Here is a 20,345-nt window from a genome sequence, read left to right on the forward strand (position 1 = left end):
AGGAAGGCAGGTTTTCCTGCCTTCCTTTACTAATGAAGCAGGTGCTGAATTGACAGGTATTCAGCACCTGCTTCATTATAATAGTTAGATTGTTAATGACGGATGTAAGAGGGTGAAGGCATTGAACAAAAAACGAGTCACATTAAAGCAGGTGGCAGAACATGCGGGAGTATCGCGGGCTACGGCTTCTTTGATTGTCCGGAACAGTCCGAGTATATCTAAACCAACAAGAGAAAAAGTTCTTCAATCCATGGAAGAATTAGGCTATGTTTACGACCGGGTAGCAGCAAACTTAAGAGAGCAGCGGTCAACTACTATAGGCTTAATTATTACAGATATTTCAAACCCATTTTATTCAGAGCTTTTAGTAGGAGTGCATGAAACGCTGGAAAAAGAAGGATATACAATCCTGCTTGGAACAACATTTGATTCTGAAGAAAAACAGCGGAAGCTTCTTTCTACAATGATGGAGAATCGTGTAGGAGGCGTTATATTATGCCCGGTTTCAGATACTTCCATGACTGATATCGATTCTCTGAATAAATGGCAGCTTCCGTTGGTTTTAGCAGTTCGGGAAATTGATGGTTTGGTAAGCGACTACGTTGGAGTTGATTATGAGCGCGGGGCTTACCTGGCTACAAAACATTTGCTCGAGGAAGGCCATAGAAAGATTGCTTTTGTAGGGGGAGGAGCAGAGTCACTGGCCTGGAAGGATAGAGAAAATGGATACATGAAAGCCTATAAAGAATGGGGTAAAGAACTTGATACCTCTTTAATTGAAGCAGGAACAACAGATCGAAATGGAGGCGTACATGCAATTAAAAGCATATTCAATAAGGGTAAACAGCCTACTGCGGTTTTTTGCTTTAATGACACAGTAGCTTTTGGTGTACTTGAAGAACTTAGGAACCAGGGGAAAACTCCAGGTAAAGATGTAGCAGTAGTAGGTTTTGATGACGTGCCGGAAGCGGAGGCCCTTTCCTATCCTGCTTTAACCACAGTTTCCTCCTACCCAAAAGAAATAGGAGCCCGGGCAGCTGCCTTATTGAAAGAACAGCTTGAAAGCGATGAAAGAGACAGGAAAAGGATTATTCTTGAACCAGAATTAATCGTGAGAAAATCAACATTTCCACTCCCAAAATAAAAAAACGGCTTCTCATGGAGAAGTCGTTTAATCGTACATATCCCAGGCCATTTTTAGTGAGTCTGTTAAATAATCAGCTACATCTTCCGCCGGCAGCTGATCGATGGTGATTTTAGAATTATGATCGGCGTAAGTGCCCTGCCGCTTATAAAATAATTCTTCTATTTCCTCGATGCTCTTTCCCTGCAGAACCGGCCGGTTGCCCATTATGAGGTGCAGCCTTTCCTTCCAGGAGTCCCAGGACATATCTAAATAAAAGACAGTGCAGTTGTTTAGGCAGAGGTTGCGGATTTCTTCCTGCATGAAAGCACCCCCGCCTAAAGAAATCACCTTTAAGCTTTGTGTGGAATACTTGCGGACCAACTCTTTTTCCTTCTCACGAAAAGCGGGTTCGCCGATTAATTTAAATACTTCAGGAACAGGCATGCCATATTCCTTTTCTATTTCTTCGTCGATATCAACAAAGCTTCTGTAAAGCTTCTTAGCGACTAGTCTTCCGACAGTAGTTTTACCCACTCCCATAAAGCCGATGAACACTATGCTTTTTTCTCGTAAAGATCGCTCTGTCATAATATCTGCACTCTTTCATTTGTATTGAATTCGTTTTAAAATGTACCGCGATTATAATACATGTTTGCTGTCACTTACAACTATATCATATAAACAGCTGTAAGCAGTAAGCGATGACGATAGTGAAAAGAATATAGCCCGAAGCAAACGGCAGGTTCCACAGGCCTAATCGGTAAGGGTTCACATTTAAATAGTTTCCCACCAGGGAAACCGAAATATTAAAGGGACTGTACATAACCGGACTTAAGCTGCTCACTATTAATACTAAAGCTAAAGGTACAGGGCTTAAATCCGGCAGGGAGGGGGCGATAATTTCTGAGAGGAGAATTACCGAAACCAGCGGGTGAAAGCCTACAAAGCTTGAAACGATGAAATAAATGCCTATCGCCAAATAGAAATAAAATACCTGGTCATGCAGAGCGGTAAAGGCGTACTGCAACGTATCAAAAACAGGAGTTTCTGCAAGCATCTGAACAAATAAACCGGCACTTAAAAACATAAAAAAGAAATTGGCCATGCCTTTGGTGCGGTTCTGCCATTGTTTTACGGCAAAAATGGTATATCTTCGCAGCCTTCGAATAATCATTGACCAAAAAAAAGATACAGGAGCAATGAATAAAACTAAAGTAAACAAGTAATCATAACCAGTCCATCCGCTTGTAATACTTACACAGGAAACCAACAGAGCCAGCAAAAGTATTAAACTAAAAATTTTTCGCCTGATGAGAGAAGCGGAGGAAGAACTTTCCTGGTTCTGAGGAAAAGTAACAGAAGGAAATTTAAGAGATGAAGCAGCAATATCAAATACGATTACGACCATCACAATGGAAGCAATGGCTGGAAATACATGAATATATTCCTGGCCAGTTATGTTTAAAGCTGTAATCACCATAATTTCCAGCGGGCTCCATGCCAGGCACAAGGCGTAAGCTCGCAGCAAGTTTTGGGTATAGAACTTGCTTTTTACACGTTTCGAGGTATTTTTAAAAGTGCCATCAAGTGTACGCATCAAAACAGAAAAAGTAGCTATGTTTAAAAATAATCCAAGCACATGGCAAACAAAGAAACTCCGCTTATATAAATGCTTTATGTTTTTAACGCCCTGCTCAATAAATTTTCGGAGATTTCTATCGTATTTGCCCACCTGTATCAAGGAATTTAAAAAAGGAAGCATGTAAAAAAATGCGAGAATACTCATCATCGTCGTAAATGAGGAAAAATAAGCATTTAAGGAGAGGTCATTTAATATAAACAACAGTATACCAATAGTGTAGAAAATGAGTCCGGAATAAAAAAATAAACCTCGGGCATAGAAAAATGAAAGCAAAATAACAATATTGGCAAGAACGCCTAAAATAATAACTTCGCCCGGTATATCAACAAATTGAAAGGCAATATGAAGAATCACTAATAGTGAATAAATGACAAGGCGCATGAGTAGATCCCCTTTTAAGCTAAAAAAATGGTTGATGTTTTAATATATCTATCGTATCATAATGATAACGTTTACAAATTATAATTTTAGATCGATCTATACTAACAGCGAAAGCTGTTTTTAAATGAATGTTTATTAGATCGATCTAATAAAACGAGGTGAAAGGGATGCAGGAATTATTAGCTCAGCCTTTTATTGAAAACCATTGGTTGAAGAATGAAACTACAAAAGAAACGATTTATAACCCTTACAATGGAAAAAGTATTGGAAGCCAATATACCGCAAGCCTCGAAGATGTTGAAAAAGCTCTCCAGGCAGCTTATAAAGACAAAAAAGCAATTGAGTCTATTCCTTCTGGTAAGCGGGCGAAAATTTTAAAAGCAGCTGCACTACTGCTTGAAGAAGAGAAGGAAACGTTCGCCAAACTAATTGCTGAAGAACTGGGCAAGCCTCTTAAAAATACTAGAGATGAAGTTTCCCGCTCGATTGAAACGCTGGAACTTTCAGGGGAAGAAGCGAAACGGCTACACGGGGAAACTATACCAGGGGACGCATCAGAACGTGGAACGACGGCCATGGCATCCACGTACCGGGTTCCGGTAGGAGTCATCGCCGCTATTACGCCATTTAACGCTCCGCTCAACCTCGTCTGTCATAAAATTGGCCCAGCGTTCGCCGGGGGAAATGTCACTATTTTAAAGCCCGCTCCCCAGACAGCGTTGATCGCTACAGCGTTGTTAGATTTGATGCTGCGGGCGGGGCTTCCGGGAAATGCGGTTCATATGCTTTTAGGCGGCGTCGAAATTGGGCAGAAAATTGTGCAGGATAATCGGGTGAATGTTATTTCCTTCACGGGAGGGACCAAAGCGAGTAGAAATATTTGTGATACAGCGGGAATGAAAAAGGTTCTACTTGAACTTGGAGGCAATGCTGCTACGATAGTCCATCATGACGCTGACATTCAGGAAGCCGCAAAAATGAGTGCTAAAACCGGTAATAGTAACTCGGGTCAAAGCTGTATTTCAGTGCAGCGTATTTATGTGCACCGTTCGGCAATGAATGAATTTTCAGAAGCACTAAAAACGAACGTGGAACAGCTTCAATTAGGGGATCCTTTGGACGCTGCCACTGATATAGGCTCTCTTGTAGATGAAAATGCAGCAAACCGGGTGAAATCCTGGATAGATGAAGCTGTAGATGGAGGGGCTGAACTTTTAACAGGGGGAGTGCAGGACGGGGCTACGATCACTCCAACTGTGCTGTTGAATCCTAAGCATGAAGATAAAGTGGTGTGTGAAGAAGTTTTCGGACCGCTCATAAGCGTTATTCCTTATGACGATATCGATGAAGCGATCACCTGGTCTAACGACTCTGAATTTGGTCTTCAAACAGGGGTGTTTACTAAAAATATCGATCTTGCTTATAAAGTGGCCCATCAAATTGAAGCGGGCGGCGTAATTATCAATGGGACCTCGAACTTCCGGCTGGATCACTGGCCATACGGCGGCGTGAAAAACAGTGGTATTGGAAGAGAAGGCCCAAGGTTTGCCATAGAAGAAATGACTGAAATGAAGATGGTGGTCCTGCGTCTGCCTGCCAATGAATAAAGAAGATATGGAGTGGAGGTGCAAATATGAATGGTTTAACACTGGAGAGTCCTTCCCGGCTAAAAATAGTAGAAAATGATCAAGAGATTTTAAATGAAAATGATGTGCGCCTGAAAATTATTTACGGAGGTATCTGTGGTTCGGATCTTAGTGTGTATAACGGTAAACTACCGCACGCTGATTATCCGGTTCGCCCCGGGCACGAAATTTTAGGAATTATTGAAGAAACAGGAACGACAAGTCCTTACTCCACAGGAGAACGTGTAATCGTACAGCCTAATACGTATTGCGGAGAATGCGAATATTGTCTGCAGGGGAAAACCAATATCTGCCCATATAAAAAATCTCTTGGAATCAATGCGGACGGTGGATTTGCGGAGGAAGTAGTCATTGACAGTAAATATGTCATGCCTGTAGACCCCGGCATTACTGATAAACGGGCGATACTGATTGAGCCTCTGGCAGTAATTGTTCATGCTTTAAAAAAAGTGACAGTAAATGAAAAGAAAAAGGTAGCTGTCATAGGCTGTGGAACAGAAGGAATGCTCGCACTTGCTTTAGCTGATTATCTGGGCGGAAATGTCAGTGCTGTTGACATAAACGAAGACAAGCTTCGGAAAGTAAAAAGTAATTATGAATCGGTAAAAGTAAACTATCCCGAAGAGGTTAAAAACAGTTATTTCGATATTGTTATCGAAGCGGCAGGGACGAAGTCGTCGTTTGAACAAAGCATAGATATTGTTAAGCCGGGGGGTGAGATCGTTTGCGTAGGCATGACTCCTGAAGCACAATTGTCCGTTACAACACTTGTGCGTAAAGAAATAACCCTGTACGGCTCCATTATTTATAATGTGCCTGATGATTTTACGCAAACGATGGAGTATCTCAAAGCCTCAGCCTTGAACGTAGAACCGGTGATTTCTAAAATATTTCCTTTTCATGACTATCAGCAGGCTTATGACGAAGCTCTTTCAGGAAAACAAGGGAAAATAATTCTTCAATTCGGGGAGGAAAAATAAAATGAAAAAATTAGTTTCTAATCTGTTAGCTAAATATCTGGAAACCCGCGGAGTTGAACACGTATTTGGCTTATGCGGACATACAAATATCGCAGTACTGGCTGAACTCGAGAAAACGTCGGTGAAATTCGTGAATGTTCGCCATGAACAAATTGCTGCTCATATGGCAGACGGCTATGCCCGTGCGAAGAACGAGACTTCTGTTTTATTAAGCCACGTAGGGCCAGGACTTACCAACGCCTCTACCGGAGTAGCAAATGCTGCTCTGGATTCGATTCCAATGGTTGTTATTGCAGGAGATGTACCTTCTCATTACTATGGTAAGCATCCGCACCAGGAAATGAATATGCATGCCGATGCTTCTCAATATGAAGTTTACCGTCCATTTGTTAAAAGAGCCTGGAGAGTAGATCGCGAGGATCTGCTCCCGGAAATTATGGAAAAAGCTTTCCAATTGGCAGAAAGCGGCAATCCTGGTCCGGTTTTAGTGTCTGTACCGATGGATATGTTTTCTAAAGAAATTGAGGAGTCTTTATTTGAACAGCAAAAACGCCATACGAAAAAACTCCAGAAGCCTTCTTTGGATGAAGATACAGCAAGAGAAATTGTGCAGAAGCTAATCCAGGCAGAACAGCCGTTGCTCCACGTTGGCGGCGGCATCATGCTAGCCGATGCCTCAGATGAACTCCGGGAGTTTGCCAATCATTTAGGCCTGCCAGTTTCTCATTCTTTGATGGGTAAAGGCGCTATGTCAGACGATGACGATTTAACACTTGGCATGACCGGATTCTGGGGAACACAATTTATTAATGAGAAAACTAGAAATGCAGATTGGATAATGGCTCTTGGCACAAGGTTTGCTGAAGCTGACAGCAGTTCCTGGGAGGGAGAGTATACGTTCCAGTTTCCTCCAACAAAATTGATACACATCGATATTGATTCTTCAGAAATCGGTCGCAACTACCCGGTGGAGATTGGGGCAGTAGCTGATCTCAAACAAGCATTGCAGGCATTAATTAAAGCAGCGAAGGAAGAACTGCCGGAAGGTAAAGAAAACGCCGAATTGAAAAAAGAGATTAAAGAGTATAAACGTTCGTTTAACGAAGCTAATCAAAAGCTCGTAGAGGATGATCGTTTCCCAATGGTCCCTCAGCGGATTTTAGCTGAAGTGAGAAACGTGGTACCTAAAGATGCTTATATTACTACAGATGTAGGCTGGAACAAAAACGGCATGGGCCAACAGTTCCCAATTTATGAAGCAGGTTCGGTATTAACCCCAGGAGGTTACGCCACGATGGGCTTCGGTGCACCAGCAGCGTTAGGAGCGAAGGTGGCAGCTCCGGATAAAAAAGTTATTTCTCTCGTAGGAGACGGAGGATTTGGTCAAAACCCTGCACTTATGGCTACAGCAGTGGAAGAGAATATTCCGGTGGTATGGGTAGTAATGAACAATTCTTCATACGGAACGATAGCAGGATTGGAAAAGGCACACTTTGGCACTACCTACGGAACCGTTTTCGAGCGGGATGGCGAAAGCTACACGCCGGATTATGCAGCAATAGCCCGGGGATACGGGATAGAAGGAATTAAAATTGAAAAAGCGGAAGAATTCAAACCGGCTCTGGAGGAAGCTTTGGCCAGTGAAAAGCCTATAGTCATTGATGTTGCTATGATTAACGAGCCGGTACCGACAGATGGACACTGGAACATCATGGATATCTATTCGCCTGGAAAAAAAGTTCACCATGAGGGTGTTTGAACTATAAATTAGATCGATCTAATTTAATGTAGGAGGCATAATATGGAGCCGAAGTTCTCTTTAGCACATTTAACAGCTTTAGAATATAGCCCGCCAGAACTGACATATTTAGCTGCAAAAGCCGGTTTTGATTATGTTAGTATGCGTCCTATCTATATGGGGCTGCCCGATGAGAAAAACTACGATTTAGCCAACAATCGGGAAATGGACAAAAAGACTAAAAAAGCTTTACAGGAAACAGGCCTCGAACTGTTGGATATCGAATTGGCGAAAGTGGATAAAGGCATTGATTATAAAAATTACGAACCGGCCTTTGAAGTCGCAGCTGAACTTGGTGGCAAGCATGTATTAAGCAGTATATGGGTAGATGACGAAGACTTTGCCCTAGAGCAGTTTTCAAAGATATGTGACCTCGCAAATCAGTACAATTTAACTGTAGATTTGGAATATGTTCCGATAGCCAGCATAACGAACCTTTCAGAAACGGTAGAGATATTAAAAAAAGCAGATAAGAAAAATGCGGGTCTGATGATTGATGCCCATCACTTTTATAGAGCAGGAGATAAAGCGGAAGAATTAAGCGGTTTGCCAAGAGAGTGGTTCCATTACATGCATTTATGTGATGCACCGGGAGTCGAGCCTTCTTCTCAAGAGGAAATGACAAGGATTCTCCGGGAAGAAAGACCGTATGTTGGTGAAGGTGCCGCAGATATTTCCGGGCTGCTCCGGAATACGCCCAATGTACCGTATTCTCTGGAAATTCCCCATAGCCGGCGGGCAAAAGAATTGGGGTATGAAAATCACGCAAAAAAATGCTTGCAAACTGCTAAACAATACGTCAAAAATACTGTTTTTAGCGGCGAAAGCTAATATGCAGGGAATGGTACAGAGTGATTCCCGGGTTAATAATTCAGCCGGAGTGCAGCTAGCAGACACTCCGGCTTGTTTAAATTGTGCGGGCATTGATAGTAATGAAAATTACAATCGGCTACAATGGACAATAGAAGAAGGGGGTTTCTATGGTGAAAGAATTAAAAGTGAGAAATACGTTGTTAACAAACGAACGTCCATGTGTATGTGTTCCGCTTATAGGAATAAGTGAAAACGAGCTGCTTGACGAAACAAAGCACATTATTCAAAAAGAACCAGATCTGATTGAATGGCGGGCAGATTTTTTTGAAGATATTGGTGACTTTAAAAAAGTATTAGAGGTCCTTGAACAGGTAAGAAAAGAAATTGGAGAGGTTCCTTTGTTGTTCACGATTCGTTCTATACACGAGGGTGGACAAAAAATTGAATTAAATGAAAATGATAAAATTGAGTTGATGAAAAAAGTCTGTGCTACCCGCCACATAGATTTCATAGATTATGAATTAGAAAATAATCAGGAGTATATCGAAGAGGTTCAAAAAAATGCGGCGAAAAACAATGTGAAATTAATATTATCTTTTCACAACTTTCATCAAACTCCTAATGAAGAGGAAATGCTGGCTAAGCTTCATAAAGCGAGTAATAACAAAGCAGACATAGCTAAGCTGGCAGTGATGCCCAATAATATGACTGACGTCTTAGCTGTTTTGCAGGTGACAGAGAAAACAAATGATGAACTTGCTATTCCGGTGATTACTATGGCTATGGGCTCTGACGGAGCAATAACCAGACTCGCCGGATGGAAAACAGGCTCTTTATTTACTTTCGGCATTGGGAAGGGAAGTTCAGCTCCAGGTCAGGTGTCAATTGAATTGATTAAAAGTATGGAAGCTCCTTTGAAGTCTAATAAATAAATGAACCGGCGAAAGCCGGTTTTTATTGACTAATAAAAAGATAACGTTTACAATTAAGTGAATTGGTTAGCCCAATATTATATTTTCCGGGGAGTATGAGTTAGAATCGAAAACCAAACTAAAAAAAGAAAGTATGAGTTTATTGAAGAAGAACTGTTGCGGCTGATAGAAGAAGGAACTATGGTTCCAGGCGACAAACTGCCGGCTGAAAGGATGCTTGCCGAAAGACTGTGCTGCAGCAGGACGTCTCTGAGAGAAGCTTTTCGCGTTCTTGAATCAAAGGGTATTATCGTTTCCCGAATAGGGGGAGGCCGATATTTACAAAGTATTTATCAGCAGCAGGACTTCAATTATGATCCTGTAAAAGCAATGGAACAAACAGCGATTCTGCATTTCATTGAGGCAAGAGAAACACTTGAGCCTAATATTGCCCGGTTAGCCAGTGAAAGAGCGACATTAGAACAGCTTGAGGAAATAGAGAAAAACATGAAATCGATTCAAATAGACACTAATGTGGATAAAAGCTTTCATCTTTCGATAGCAGAAGCCTCTGGAAACTTTGTTTTTGTAACAATGATGAAATCGAATTTAGAAATGATCTATAAGATGCGCAGTAAAATGATGGAAGATAAAGAAAGATATAAACAAGCCCAACAAGAACACGAAGAAATATTCCGTCATATAAAAAATGGAGAAGGAAAAAAAGCCGAAAAATCCATGCGGAATCATTTGCAGTACCTGAAAATAAATATTAAGGAAAATTAGGTTATATTTTTTTTAATTTATTAGATCGATCTAATAGGAGGAGTTAAAAATGAACATGAGTGGGCCATTAGAAGGAATTAAAATTTTGGATTTATCAACGATGATTGCGGCGCCTTTCGGTGCTACGCTGCTGGCTGACTTTGGTGCAGAAGTGACAAAGGTGGAGATCCCTGGCAAAGGGGACACTCTTCGTACAGTTGGGCCTTGGAAAGACGAGGAACCTCTGCGCTGGCCGGGTCTTGCACGGAATAAGAAATCATTAACACTTGATATCCGTACGGAAAAAGGAAAAGAAGTATTAAAAAAGTTAATTGCTAAATCCGATGTAGTTATAGAAAATTTCCGTCCCGGTACGCTGGAAAAATGGGGGATTGGCTACGAGGAAATGAAGAAGCAAAACCCTGAAATTATTTTGTCCCGGGTTTCGGGATACGGCCAGACCGGCCCTTACAGCTCAAAGGCTGGTTTTGGAACACCAGGAACGGCCTTCAGCGGACATACAGGCATTTCCGGTTTCCCAGACCGTCCACCGGTAAGCCCTGCATATTCCCTGCTTGATTACATTACTGGGATTTATATTGCTCTGGCAACTGTAAGCGCTCTCTACCACCGTGATGTTAACGAAGACGGAGAAGGACAGTCGATTGATATGGGCTTATACGAGTCAATGTTTCGTATGCTGGAATTTCTGGTAGCTGAGTATGATCAGAATAATAAAGTGCGCGAGCGCAGCCCGGGGCTGTCCGGTCATTCCAGCCCAGCAGGGACGTATGGTACCAAAGACGATAAATTTGTCGTATTGGTATGCAGCACAGATTCTACGTTCGACCGACTTGCAGAAGCGATGGGCAGAAAAGATATGCTGGAGGATGATCGTTATTATACTAACGCAGTGCGTCTCGAGCATGACGATGAGGTGCAAAAAATTGTTTCGGGCTGGATAAAAATTCATACCCAAAAAGAGTTAATGGATAAGTTGGATGAATATGGTGTGCCGGTCAGTCCTATTTATACAATAGAAGACATTTTCAACGACCCCCACTATCAAGCCCGGGAAAATATTGTGGAGATTGAACATCCACGCCTCGGCAGCGTTAAGATTCCAGGAGTAGTACCGAAATTTTCGAAAACGCCTGGCAGTATTCGTCACCGGGCCCCGGATTTGGGAGAGCACAATGAAGAAATTCTGGGAGAAGGTCTTGGGTTGTCTGAAGAGGATATTCAAAGCTTAAAAGAAGAAGGAGTGATTTAAATGGCAGAGACCAGATACCCTGACTCAATCGAACTGTGTGAAGTTGCTCCCCGGGATGGTTTTCAGGCCGAAGATGAATGGATTCCTACAGAGAAAAAAATAGAGATAATCCGTAAGTTAGCCGAAACGGGGGTTTCCTCCATGGAAGTGACCTCTTTTGTGCATCCTAAAGCGATTCCACAATTAAAAGACGCTGAAGAGGTGGTACAGGCTGTCCAGGACATATCCACGATGAAAATGAGGGCATTAGTGCCTAATGTAAAAGGGGCAGAACGAGCCATTGGCGCAGGCATTAAAAAGTTGAAGCTGATGCTGTCAGCGACGGATTCCCATAGCTTGTCGAATGCAAATGCTACGGTGGAAGAAGCTCAAAAAAAATTGGAACCAATCGCAGAGCTGGCAGAAAAAGAAAAAGTAACCGTTGGTGGATCGATTTCAGTAGCTTTTGGCTGTCCGTATGAAGGAAGAGTAACTGAAAAGCAATTATATCCAATACTCAAGAGGTATCAACAAATGAATGTTCAGGAAGTGTCCCTGGCAGATACAACCGGTATGGCAAATCCTAAACAGGTACATCATATGCTTCAGGATTTGCAGGCTGCTTTTCCCGATATGACATTTTCGATGCACTTGCACAACACAAGAGGGCTTGCGTTAGCTAATATGGCTGCGGGCATGGAGCAGGGAATACGTCGTTTTGACAGCTCAATAGCAGGGCTGGGGGGATGTCCCTATGCGCCGGGAGCTACTGGAAATGTCCCTACAGAGGATGTAGTGCATATGCTGGAGGAGATGGGGATAGCAACTGGTATCAACCTTGAAAAAATTATTCAGACTGCCAAAGAAGTGAAGAATATAATAGGTCATGATGGAGGCAGTTATATGCTTCAAGCCGGACCTAATTCCCAATTGCATGATAAAGTAGAATCGCAAAATAAAGTAAATTAGAAATTTAATGAATAAAAGTTGAAAAACCTGTGGAAAAACCCGTATCATTTGATGTAGATACGGGTTTTTACGTATGGTCAGGTCGCATACATAAGGAGGGTGAAGACTGATGGAAGACATACGCCAGCTCGAGGAAGACCTGCTAAAGCCAAGTATCCGGCGGTCGGCTGTGGAAGTGAGCCGGCTGCTGGCAGAGGATTTCCAGGAAATCGGAGCATCCGGCCGGATTTTTACCCGGGAAGATGTGATTTGTGGTTTAGAGGAGGAGCGCCCCGTCAATAGAACGGTGGCTGACTATAAAACAAAACCGCTTTCGGAGCATTTATACCTGGCAACCTATACCGTAACGAGCGAGCTGGGGACTTCGCTGCGCAGCTCCATATGGCGGAAGACGGCCTCCAGCTGGGAGCTTGTTTTCCATCAGGGGACGCCCAAAAAAGCAAACCAGCCATAGAAGCAGAACACAATTGCTATTTTCGGCACGAGTGCAGTCAGCCTGCAGAAGGGCAGTAGAGGTGAACAATGTGGAACTATTCCATTACCATTTTTGGACAACAGAGGTAGAAGAAACAGAAGCTTTTTACAGCAGTCATGGATTTGAAGTAGTAGGGCGCTTTGCCCTGGAAGATTATCGTATTAAACGGTATGATCCGCCGATTGGGTGGGATGACTTCCGTCATAAAGGGTTAACGTTCCGGATGATAGAAATGAGTCTCGGCCAGGTGAGGGTCACCTTTGGCGCAGGAAGAATGGATACGTTCGGCTACTTTGGCTATCGTGTAAATGGGGAAGAACATGCCGGTATTCTTCGGCGTGCAAAGGAACATGGATGGGGGATCAACAAAAAAGAAAGAAGAACCTTCCTACAGCCGCCTACCGGGCCGAAGATTCAGCTTGATTGGGCGGAAGAGCTTCCTATTGGAGGAAAAGAGAAGGTGCAGTCTGTCCTCATTACCAGTCCCGAGCCTTATGATTCACACGACTGGCTGACCGTTCTGGGTGCAGAAGCGCTAGTGCCTGCCTGGGAGGAAAAGCGTGCCTTCGAACTTGAAAAAGTAGTTATTCAGGGAGCGGAAGAGACGGAGACTGTGCAGGATCCAAACGGTGTCTATCTGGAATTCCGTCCTTAATGGAAGGAAGAACAGCATGATGAAATATGTAATAGGGATGATTCTGGGGTTTGCGTTGTTTACAGTAAAGCCGAGAACGGCAAAAAGCAGGGAATAGGGAGCGAATACATCTTGGAGTCGTCATTTCGTCAATTAATTATTGTTATTTTAGCTATACTATCGGCTGTGCGTCTGGTCTTCTTTTTTGTGCTGGATCAGCCTCTTATCGATGCCATGATGCCGCTTGCGTTCATGGTGTACTGGATGCTCATTTTATCAATAGCGGACAGCAGACAGCTGTGGAGTGCAAAACGCGAACTAATTACCATACTGGTGGCAACGGCGCCGGTATTGATTGTTTCATTTATCGGGGTCGTAATGGAAGCTCACGAAATCTTTCTTCCGCTGTTTACGAATTCGATGCTTTTAATGGTTCTTATGCCTATTGTTTATAAGTACGGGTTGAAACCAAACGGTTCTGATAAAAAAAACTAGAGGAGACCGGATAATGGTGTTTCGAGCGAAAGGAAGCAGACTGCTGTCCGCCTTTGCGGTCATAGCTATTGTGCTGCTGGGGTATTCTATTTTTCAGGCTCTGTTTATGTATGATGGAGGGCCGGGGACCATCCTGAGAGCTGTAATTGATGCGGTTATTATCATTTTAGTGACACAGATTGTATTTTTCACAAAATATGAATTGCACGAAGAGCATCTGGCAGTCCACGCCTCTCTTTTAATCCGGCTGCGTATTCCTTATGACTCTATTCAACGGGTGGAAGAGGTGCCCGGATGGATTAAGGGGGCAACCCCGGAAAGGCTGAAGGTGATTTACCAGGAGGGAAATCGTCATCAGCATATTGCACCGAAAGACGAAGCATTGTTTCTGGAGAAACTGGCTGCGAAAAACAAAAATATTGAAATGCCAAAAGAAGGACGGTTCACGCGGTGAACGGTCCTTCTTCATAATTTGTCGTAAAATTTACGAAGGAAATAGAACCCAATAGAAGCTAAAACCATTCCGGCAATAATTATCGTTACGATAAAAAGCACTGTAGGCACGAATCTTCCTCCCTTCGCTGCAAATTCCTGCTGTTATAGGTATTTACCCCGGGAGGCATAACCGCAAGCATCTTTATTTGAACAGCGGGGCCTAAAGGATCTTGTTCAATAAATATAAAAAAGCACTGGCTTAAAACCAGTGCTGAATGCCGTTAGCATTAATTGCTTTGGCCGGATATTCCGACGGTAGTAACAAGCGTTTTTATTTTTTTCAGATTTGGACCGACGACCTGATATCTTTTGTCGTCCGTAACAATAATAGTAATGGGAACGAATTTTTCGTTTAATGCACCGAACTCCTGGTTCGCCTGTGGGTCATTGACGATATCTTTTTCAATAAAAGAAATACGGTTTTCCTGAAACCAGCCTTTTACTTTAGCACAGGAGGAGCAGTTTGGCTGGGTAAAAATCTGAACTTCATAATTCATATATATTCCTCCAATCGGGTGTGGGTGTACCGCGGCGCCTTTGTATTTATACGATTATGATAGTATACCAAAGTGCCGGAGAACGCAATGGAGAGGACAGAGGGCCAGGCCGTAGAATACTATTGAATAAGAACGTACGTTTGTGAAAAGAGGTATTGTCCGCTATAATAGAAGGAACAGAAAACTGCGCGTATAAGGGGGCGTAGGAAATGAAGCAGGAGGAACAAAAGCTCCGGAAGATTATTCATATTGATATGGACGCTTTTTTTGCAGCCATTGAACAGCGCGACCAGCCCCGTTTACGGAACAAGCCTCTAGTAGTCGGAGGTTCTCCCTGGTCAAGAGGTGTCGTGGCTACATGCTCCTACGAAGCGAGGCCGTACGGTATTCATTCCGCTATGTCTTCCTACGAAGCCTACCGAAGGTGCCCGGAGGCCATTTTTATTAAAGGGAACATGGAGAAATACAGAGAGGTTTCGCGTGAAATTATGGCCATCTTTCATGACTGCACAGATTTGGTGGAGCCTCTTTCCCTGGATGAGGCTTATCTCGATGTGACAGAAAACCACTGGAACCTCCCGTCCGCTACGCTCGCAGCTAAAGAGATACGGAAAAGAATTTATCAAAAGACCGGTCTCACTGCCTCTGCCGGTGTTTCATATAATAAATTTCTTGCAAAGACGGCTTCGGATTATGATAAGCCGGATGGTCTGACAGTTATTACTCCAGACCGGGCGGATGCTTTCGTAAAGGCTCTTTCCATTGGTGATTTTCGCGGAGTGGGAAAGGTAACCAAACGAAAATTTGATTCACTCGGCATCGCAACCGGGGAAGACCTGCAGCAGCTGAGCGAAGCAAGGCTCGTGGAATTGTTTCATAAGCAGGGTCATGTTTTTTACCGTCAGGCCCGGGGAATCGACGAACGTCTGGTGAATCCGGAAAGGGAGCGGAAATCGCTCGGAAAAGAGACGACGCTTTCGCAGGACCTTCTGCTTGTGCAGGATATGCTTCCAGTCATTGAAGAGCTGCTTGATCAGGTGCTGGCCAGGCTGAAAAAGGACGGCATAAGAGCCAAATGTATTGTGCTGAAAATAAAATTTGCTGATTTTCAGCAGATAACCCGCCGGTCCACGCTCGAGCACCCGAGCAATGATCGTGCGGAGCTCCTCGAGGCTCTGCGTCTTTTACTCGAGGAAGGGGTCTCCGGGGGAGATCCTGTCCGGCTTCTGGGAGTTACAGCTTCGGAATTTTACGGTCCGGGAGAAGTAACGGGAGGTCGTGGCAAGGTTTACAAAACAGTTAATTACGAACAGCTGCGTCTATTTTAAAACGCAGCTGTTTTAGTTGATTAACTGGAGAAGACGCCGAAGAAGAAAATAGCTATCAAAGCTAAAAGCATAACTATAATAAAAATGAGAAGCGTCAGTAACAGGGCAAACACTACAAATGCCCCGAACGCTTTACCGCCGGAGAAGCCGGCAGCGGCGGAAATTAAATTCACCTGGGTGACAATAGTCCAAATAGAAGCAGCGGCTGTGAGAACCCCGGCGATGGCTGTAAGCATCGTAGCCGTGTCATCATTGCCCGCAAGTTGTCCGATGTATAGTAAACAAATGAGGGGGAAAATGATAGCCTGCGGAAAAAGGGAGAGTCCGTAAATAGTCCGGGCTTCCCGGGCGTTCATACTGCCCTGGAATATCAAAATAACGAGCTTTAGGATCAGTCCATTCAAGTAAAAAGTGACAATTTGAAATATAAGGAACGCGGCGATAATACCGGTTGCTGCCAGAAACGTAAAAAAAGCGGAATCCGTTTCAAGCGGTGCCGTTTCCCGGGTGTTTTGTGCAAAGGCCTGAGACATTCCGGCAATGATAACGATCCAAAGGGCGGTGGAGTGAAGCTTTGGATGATCGCTTAATTGCCGGTACGTTTTTCGGGGTGCAGTAAGCAAAGCTGACAGCTGCCTGGGATTCATAATGATCATTCCCCGCTTTCCTTAATGTATCTTTTTTCCATCTAATGTTAGTGTACAATAGTTTGAAGAAAGAAAACAGGTTGTATAAGGAGGTTGGGCCGTGAATGCCAGGCTATTTTCTATTTTAGAAACACTGGAACTGTTTGACGAAATGAAATCCATTCAGCGTGCTTCATTAAAGAAGGATGGCGACCGGGAGAACGACGCAGAGCACAGCTGGCATTTATGCATGTATGCCCTGCTTTTGTATCGGGAGGTTGATCCGGATATGGACATTGCGAAAGTAGTGGAAATGCTGTTGATACACGACCTGGTGGAAATATATGCCGGCGATACGTTTGCGTATAACGAAGAGGGTAAAAAAGATCAGGAAGAAAGGGAATGGCAGGCAGCGGAAAAGATAAAAAGCAGGCTTCCGACTGAGCTCGGGCGTTGGTACATGGAAAGATGGCGTGAATTTGAAAAGGAAAAGAGTACCGAGGCAGACTTTGCCCGTTCGCTTGACCGGATGCAGGCTATGGGACAGAATATTTTTACCAACGGAGCTTCCTGGAGAAAAAACGGTGTCCGGCCGCAGGACGTGGAGAACCGGGCACAGACATGGAAAAACAGCAGCCCTGCTGCAGAAGAAATTTTTGCTCATTGGTGGCATGAAGCGTTAAATGAGGGGTATTTCACAAGCGAGGATTGACTAGAGCAACGTTCAACTAACACCCCGGAAATATCTTATGGTACAATTTTCCCAATGTGATATTTAGAAGGGATGGAAGAGATGTCGACGATGAGCAGTGCGGACAAAGTCACTTTGTATTATAAAGAAGCGGGCCAGGGATATCCTGTTATTTTTCTGCACGGACTGACTGGAGATCACACGATGTTTGAACGTGAAATGGATCAGTTGAAAGACCAATTTCGCGTTATAGCACTTGATATGAGAGGGCACGGCAGGTCAGACAAGCCTGAAGCATATACATTGGAAGATCATATACAGGACGTACTGCACATGATGGATGAGCTCAGTATTGAATCAGCTCACCTGGTCGGTGTTTCAATGGGGAGCTATATAGCTCAGGGTGTAGCTGTTGAAGCTCCAAAAAGAGTGGCGAAACTTGTGTTAACAGCACCGAAAGCACATGGAAAAACGTCTTCCACGGCGCGCTTGTTTGCTGAGCATGAAGCCGAGCTGAGCGGTCTTTCCCACCGTGAAAAACTAAATAAAGCCTCGATGTATATCTATCATGATATTGGCAAGGTACAGGATTGGTCAAAGCAGATCGAAGACCGTGCTGTCGAGCTGAATGCCGAAGAAGAGCAGGCAGCGTCTGATGCTTTAAAGGGGTTTGACTTCCGGGACCAGCTTCCTTTTGTAGAAGCGGACTCACTTGTGATCAGCGGAAAATACGACGGCCTGAATCCGCCGGAATACGGGAGGGAAATAGCTGATCTGATTCCTTCGTGCCGGTTTGTGGAATATGAACATTCGGGTCACGGCATAAACGTTGAAGAGCATGAACGATTCGTAGAAGAAGTCAGAGAATTTTTGAAATAAAGCCGATAAAAAGAGCAAGAGCACGTTTACTAAACGAATCGGCCTGCTCTTTTGCTCAGAACGCCGGAGAGCCGCTGTGATTTTCAATTGAAGAGGCAGATATTCAATTGAGTCGATAGAAATAATGGTTTTTGAAGGGTTTAAGCTGTTTTTAAGGTGTGAAAGGTTTGAAAAGCTATTTCCCAGATTAAAATTGTTATAAAATAATATTGATTTTTATGTGGGATATGTTATCATATGGAATATGAAAATAATTAAGAGGTGATGAAAGCATGGCTGATCGTAAAAATGTACAAACAACCGGTTCAGGTGCTCCAGTAGGAGATAACCAGAACTCGTTGACAGCAGGCACCAGAGGTCCCACTCTTATTCAGGACGTACACCTTTTAGAAAAACTTGCTCACTTTAACCGCGAGCGCATTCCTGAGCGTGTCGTTCACGCAAAAGGCGGCGGTGCTCATGGTGTATTTGAAGTGACAAACGATGAAATTTCTAAATATACCAAAGCTGATTTCTTAAGCGAAAAAGGCAAAGAAACACCAATGTTCATCCGCTTTTCCACAGTGGCGGGCGAATCCGGTTCAGCGGACACAGTACGTGACCCGCGCGGTTTCTCCGTGAAATTCTATACAGAAGAAGGTAACTACGACCTCGTAGGTAACAATACGCCAATCTTCTTTATTCGTGACGCTATTAAATTCCCGGATTTCATCCACACACAAAAACGCGACCCGCAGACGCACCTGAAAGATCCGGATATGGCATTTGACTTCTGGTCCCTTTCTCCAGAGTCGCTGCACCAGATCACGTATCTGCACGGTGACCGTGGTATTCCGGCAACGTGGCGCCACATGAATGGCTACGGCAGTCACACATTTAAGTGGGTCAACGACCAGGGAGAAGCATTCTGGGTAAAATACCACTTTGTCAGTGATCAGGGCGTTAAAAACCTTGACGAGCCAACAGCAAATCAAATAGCTGGGGAAAACCCGGACTATCATACAGAAGATCTATTCAATGCTATTGAAGCAGGAGATTATCCTTCCTGGACACTGTATGTACAGATCATGCCTTATGAAGAAGCACTCACGTACAAATGGGATCCGTTTGATGTAACTAAAATCTGGTCGAAGGAAGACTATCCACGTATTGAAGTCGGCCGTATGACATTAAACAAAAATCCTGAGAACTACTTCGCAGAAGTAGAGCAGGCTGCGTTTTCTCCGGGACACTTCGTACCTGGCATTGAGGCTTCTCCAGATAAAATGCTGCAGGGACGTCTTTTCTCTTACTCCGACGCTCACCGTTACCGCGTAGGGGCGAACCATGAGCAGATTCCGGTTAACAAACCAGTAAGCGGGACAAACAACTATCAGCGTGACGGCTTTATGCGTACAGATGACAACGGCGGCGGTTCGAAAAACTATGAACCGAACAGCTACGGTGGTCCTACTGAAGACGCGGCAGCAGAAATCAGCCCGTTTGATGTAGAAGGCAAGGTTGCAAGCACACCTTATCCTGACGACGATCACTACACGCAGGCAGGCGACCTGTACCGCATGATGAGCGAGGACGAAAAGCAGCGTCTCGTTGATGCATTTGTGGGCCACATGAAACCAGTCCGCAAGGATGAAATTATTAAACGTCAATTAGAAATCTTCTACAAAGCGGATCCAGACTACGGACGCCGCATTGCAGAAGGACTCGGCTATAAAGTACCGCAAGAAGAAGCGTAAGCAGTATCACCGTTTGCGCAATCACCAATTTTAATTTTATGCATCATCCACTCACAACTTGCACCCGTGCCTTTTCAGGCACGGGATTTTTTTATGAAAAAAGCCGGGATCCAAAGAAATTCTTCGGAACCCGGCTTATGCAGTGAAGTTTCAGCGCCTCTGTTTATATTTTGAAAAGAAAGACGAAAATGTTTCAGCACGTGGTA

The 20,345-nt window shown here is 43.8% G+C and carries 21 protein-coding genes; 17 read left to right on the forward strand and 4 right to left on the reverse strand.

Going from position 1 to position 20,345, the window contains the following annotated elements; genetic code table 11:
* The first annotated feature begins 112 nt into the window (after positions 1 to 112).
* Entirely contained in the window at positions 113 to 1,144 is a 1,032-nt protein-coding gene (locus ACTRXI_RS02715; protein WP_474260952.1) for a LacI family DNA-binding transcriptional regulator, read from the forward strand.
* Positions 1,145 to 1,171: 27 nt separating this feature from the next.
* Here the strand turns inward: ACTRXI_RS02715 and ACTRXI_RS02720 are convergent, their stop codons facing one another.
* Together ACTRXI_RS02720 and ACTRXI_RS02725 are read right to left on the reverse strand one after the other, a co-directional pair.
* Complete coding sequence (locus tag ACTRXI_RS02720) at positions 1,172 to 1,714, reverse strand: shikimate kinase (RefSeq protein WP_322526678.1); 543 nt, start codon at positions 1,712 to 1,714, stop codon at positions 1,172 to 1,174.
* An 85-nt stretch (positions 1,715 to 1,799) separates the two neighbouring features.
* Positions 1,800 to 3,149 carry a hypothetical protein gene (locus ACTRXI_RS02725; RefSeq protein ID WP_474260953.1) on the reverse strand — a complete coding sequence of 450 codons (1,350 nt, stop codon included), beginning with the start codon at positions 3,147 to 3,149 and terminating at the stop codon, positions 1,800 to 1,802.
* A 167-nt stretch (positions 3,150 to 3,316) separates the two neighbouring features.
* Between ACTRXI_RS02725 and ACTRXI_RS02730 the strand changes: the two genes are divergently transcribed.
* The 12 genes from ACTRXI_RS02730 (at position 3,317) to ACTRXI_RS02785 (ending at position 14,341) form a co-directional block, all read left to right on the forward strand.
* On the forward strand, positions 3,317 to 4,756 hold the full coding sequence (locus tag ACTRXI_RS02730) for an aldehyde dehydrogenase family protein (protein WP_474260954.1): 1,440 nt from the start codon (positions 3,317 to 3,319) through the stop codon (positions 4,754 to 4,756).
* Positions 4,757 to 4,782: 26 nt separating this feature from the next.
* A complete protein-coding gene (locus ACTRXI_RS02735) occupies positions 4,783 to 5,775 on the forward strand; it encodes a zinc-dependent alcohol dehydrogenase (protein ID WP_474260955.1) in 993 nt (330 codons plus the stop codon).
* A 1-nt stretch (position 5,776) separates the two neighbouring features.
* On the forward strand, positions 5,777 to 7,534 hold the full coding sequence (locus ACTRXI_RS02740) for a thiamine pyrophosphate-binding protein (RefSeq protein ID WP_474260956.1): 1,758 nt from the start codon (positions 5,777 to 5,779) through the stop codon (positions 7,532 to 7,534).
* Between the two features lie 42 nt (positions 7,535 to 7,576).
* Positions 7,577 to 8,404 (forward strand): sugar phosphate isomerase/epimerase family protein, encoded by an 828-nt coding sequence (locus ACTRXI_RS02745; protein ID WP_474260957.1) that lies wholly within the window; start codon positions 7,577 to 7,579, stop codon positions 8,402 to 8,404.
* A 149-nt stretch (positions 8,405 to 8,553) separates the two neighbouring features.
* Complete coding sequence (aroD, locus tag ACTRXI_RS02750) at positions 8,554 to 9,318, forward strand: type I 3-dehydroquinate dehydratase (protein WP_474260958.1); 765 nt, start codon at positions 8,554 to 8,556, stop codon at positions 9,316 to 9,318.
* Positions 9,319 to 9,459: 141 nt separating this feature from the next.
* On the forward strand, positions 9,460 to 10,083 hold the full coding sequence (locus tag ACTRXI_RS02755) for a FadR/GntR family transcriptional regulator (protein ID WP_474261141.1): 624 nt from the start codon (positions 9,460 to 9,462) through the stop codon (positions 10,081 to 10,083).
* A 49-nt stretch (positions 10,084 to 10,132) separates the two neighbouring features.
* Positions 10,133 to 11,335 carry a CaiB/BaiF CoA transferase family protein gene (locus tag ACTRXI_RS02760; protein ID WP_474260959.1) on the forward strand — a complete coding sequence of 401 codons (1,203 nt, stop codon included), beginning with the start codon at positions 10,133 to 10,135 and terminating at the stop codon, positions 11,333 to 11,335.
* Complete coding sequence (locus tag ACTRXI_RS02765) at positions 11,336 to 12,283, forward strand: hydroxymethylglutaryl-CoA lyase (RefSeq protein WP_474260960.1); 948 nt, start codon at positions 11,336 to 11,338, stop codon at positions 12,281 to 12,283.
* 109 nt (positions 12,284 to 12,392) lie between these two features.
* The gene (locus tag ACTRXI_RS02770; RefSeq protein WP_474260961.1) at positions 12,393 to 12,737 is read left to right on the forward strand and encodes a nuclear transport factor 2 family protein; all 345 of its coding nucleotides are present in this window, start codon (positions 12,393 to 12,395) and stop codon (positions 12,735 to 12,737) included.
* Positions 12,738 to 12,798: 61 nt separating this feature from the next.
* On the forward strand, positions 12,799 to 13,413 hold the full coding sequence (locus tag ACTRXI_RS02775) for a hypothetical protein (RefSeq protein ID WP_474260963.1): 615 nt from the start codon (positions 12,799 to 12,801) through the stop codon (positions 13,411 to 13,413).
* Positions 13,414 to 13,524: 111 nt separating this feature from the next.
* On the forward strand, positions 13,525 to 13,887 hold the full coding sequence (locus ACTRXI_RS02780) for a hypothetical protein (protein WP_474260964.1): 363 nt from the start codon (positions 13,525 to 13,527) through the stop codon (positions 13,885 to 13,887).
* Between the two features lie 13 nt (positions 13,888 to 13,900).
* A complete protein-coding gene (locus ACTRXI_RS02785) occupies positions 13,901 to 14,341 on the forward strand; it encodes a PH domain-containing protein (protein WP_474260965.1) in 441 nt (146 codons plus the stop codon).
* A 268-nt stretch (positions 14,342 to 14,609) separates the two neighbouring features.
* Here the strand turns inward: ACTRXI_RS02785 and ACTRXI_RS02790 are convergent, their stop codons facing one another.
* A complete protein-coding gene (locus tag ACTRXI_RS02790; RefSeq protein WP_474260966.1) occupies positions 14,610 to 14,879 on the reverse strand; it encodes a glutaredoxin family protein in 270 nt (89 codons plus the stop codon).
* Between the two features lie 209 nt (positions 14,880 to 15,088).
* Here ACTRXI_RS02790 and dinB point away from each other — a divergent pair, with 209 nt between their 5' ends.
* Complete coding sequence (gene dinB, locus ACTRXI_RS02795; protein WP_474260967.1) at positions 15,089 to 16,207, forward strand: DNA polymerase IV; 1,119 nt, start codon at positions 15,089 to 15,091, stop codon at positions 16,205 to 16,207.
* 20 nt (positions 16,208 to 16,227) lie between these two features.
* On the opposite strand, the gene ACTRXI_RS02800 is transcribed toward dinB, so the two are convergent.
* The gene (locus ACTRXI_RS02800; RefSeq protein WP_474260968.1) at positions 16,228 to 16,863 is read right to left on the reverse strand and encodes a YIP1 family protein; all 636 of its coding nucleotides are present in this window, start codon (positions 16,861 to 16,863) and stop codon (positions 16,228 to 16,230) included.
* 91 nt (positions 16,864 to 16,954) lie between these two features.
* Here ACTRXI_RS02800 and ACTRXI_RS02805 point away from each other — a divergent pair, with 91 nt between their 5' ends.
* The 3 genes from ACTRXI_RS02805 to ACTRXI_RS02815 all read left to right on the forward strand — a co-directional run bounded on the left by ACTRXI_RS02805 (position 16,955) and on the right by ACTRXI_RS02815 (position 20,139).
* Complete coding sequence (locus ACTRXI_RS02805) at positions 16,955 to 17,545, forward strand: HD domain-containing protein (RefSeq protein WP_474260969.1); 591 nt, start codon at positions 16,955 to 16,957, stop codon at positions 17,543 to 17,545.
* Positions 17,546 to 17,626: 81 nt separating this feature from the next.
* Entirely contained in the window at positions 17,627 to 18,403 is a 777-nt protein-coding gene (locus ACTRXI_RS02810) for an alpha/beta fold hydrolase (RefSeq protein ID WP_474260970.1), read from the forward strand.
* A 272-nt stretch (positions 18,404 to 18,675) separates the two neighbouring features.
* Complete coding sequence (locus ACTRXI_RS02815; RefSeq protein ID WP_474260971.1) at positions 18,676 to 20,139, forward strand: catalase; 1,464 nt, start codon at positions 18,676 to 18,678, stop codon at positions 20,137 to 20,139.
* Positions 20,140 to 20,345 lie beyond the last annotated feature (206 nt).

The sequence above is a fragment of the Marinococcus sp. LNHM4E3-1 genome, assembly GCF_056034405.1.

What these genes read in the sequence shown, in the direction of transcription:
- ACTRXI_RS02720 (WP_322526678.1), bottom strand. Translation starts at nt 1,714, where the DNA reads ATGACAGAGCGATCTTTACGAGAAAAAAGCATAGTGTTCATCGGCTTT.
- ACTRXI_RS02725 (WP_474260953.1), bottom strand. Translation starts at nt 3,149, where the DNA reads ATGCGCCTTGTCATTTATTCACTATTAGTGATTCTTCATATTGCCTTT.
- ACTRXI_RS02730 (WP_474260954.1), top strand. Translation starts at nt 3,317, where the DNA reads ATGCAGGAATTATTAGCTCAGCCTTTTATTGAAAACCATTGGTTGAAG.
- ACTRXI_RS02735 (WP_474260955.1), top strand. Translation starts at nt 4,783, where the DNA reads ATGAATGGTTTAACACTGGAGAGTCCTTCCCGGCTAAAAATAGTAGAA.
- ACTRXI_RS02740 (WP_474260956.1), top strand. Translation starts at nt 5,777, where the DNA reads ATGAAAAAATTAGTTTCTAATCTGTTAGCTAAATATCTGGAAACCCGC.
- ACTRXI_RS02745 (WP_474260957.1), top strand. Translation starts at nt 7,577, where the DNA reads ATGGAGCCGAAGTTCTCTTTAGCACATTTAACAGCTTTAGAATATAGC.
- aroD (WP_474260958.1), top strand. Translation starts at nt 8,554, where the DNA reads ATGGTGAAAGAATTAAAAGTGAGAAATACGTTGTTAACAAACGAACGT.
- ACTRXI_RS02760 (WP_474260959.1), top strand. Translation starts at nt 10,133, where the DNA reads ATGAACATGAGTGGGCCATTAGAAGGAATTAAAATTTTGGATTTATCA.
- ACTRXI_RS02765 (WP_474260960.1), top strand. Translation starts at nt 11,336, where the DNA reads ATGGCAGAGACCAGATACCCTGACTCAATCGAACTGTGTGAAGTTGCT.
- ACTRXI_RS02770 (WP_474260961.1), top strand. Translation starts at nt 12,393, where the DNA reads ATGGAAGACATACGCCAGCTCGAGGAAGACCTGCTAAAGCCAAGTATC.
- ACTRXI_RS02785 (WP_474260965.1), top strand. Translation starts at nt 13,901, where the DNA reads ATGGTGTTTCGAGCGAAAGGAAGCAGACTGCTGTCCGCCTTTGCGGTC.
- ACTRXI_RS02790 (WP_474260966.1), bottom strand. Translation starts at nt 14,879, where the DNA reads ATGAATTATGAAGTTCAGATTTTTACCCAGCCAAACTGCTCCTCCTGT.
- dinB (WP_474260967.1), top strand. Translation starts at nt 15,089, where the DNA reads ATGAAGCAGGAGGAACAAAAGCTCCGGAAGATTATTCATATTGATATG.
- ACTRXI_RS02800 (WP_474260968.1), bottom strand. Translation starts at nt 16,863, where the DNA reads ATGATCATTATGAATCCCAGGCAGCTGTCAGCTTTGCTTACTGCACCC.
- ACTRXI_RS02810 (WP_474260970.1), top strand. Translation starts at nt 17,627, where the DNA reads ATGTCGACGATGAGCAGTGCGGACAAAGTCACTTTGTATTATAAAGAA.
- ACTRXI_RS02815 (WP_474260971.1), top strand. Translation starts at nt 18,676, where the DNA reads ATGGCTGATCGTAAAAATGTACAAACAACCGGTTCAGGTGCTCCAGTA.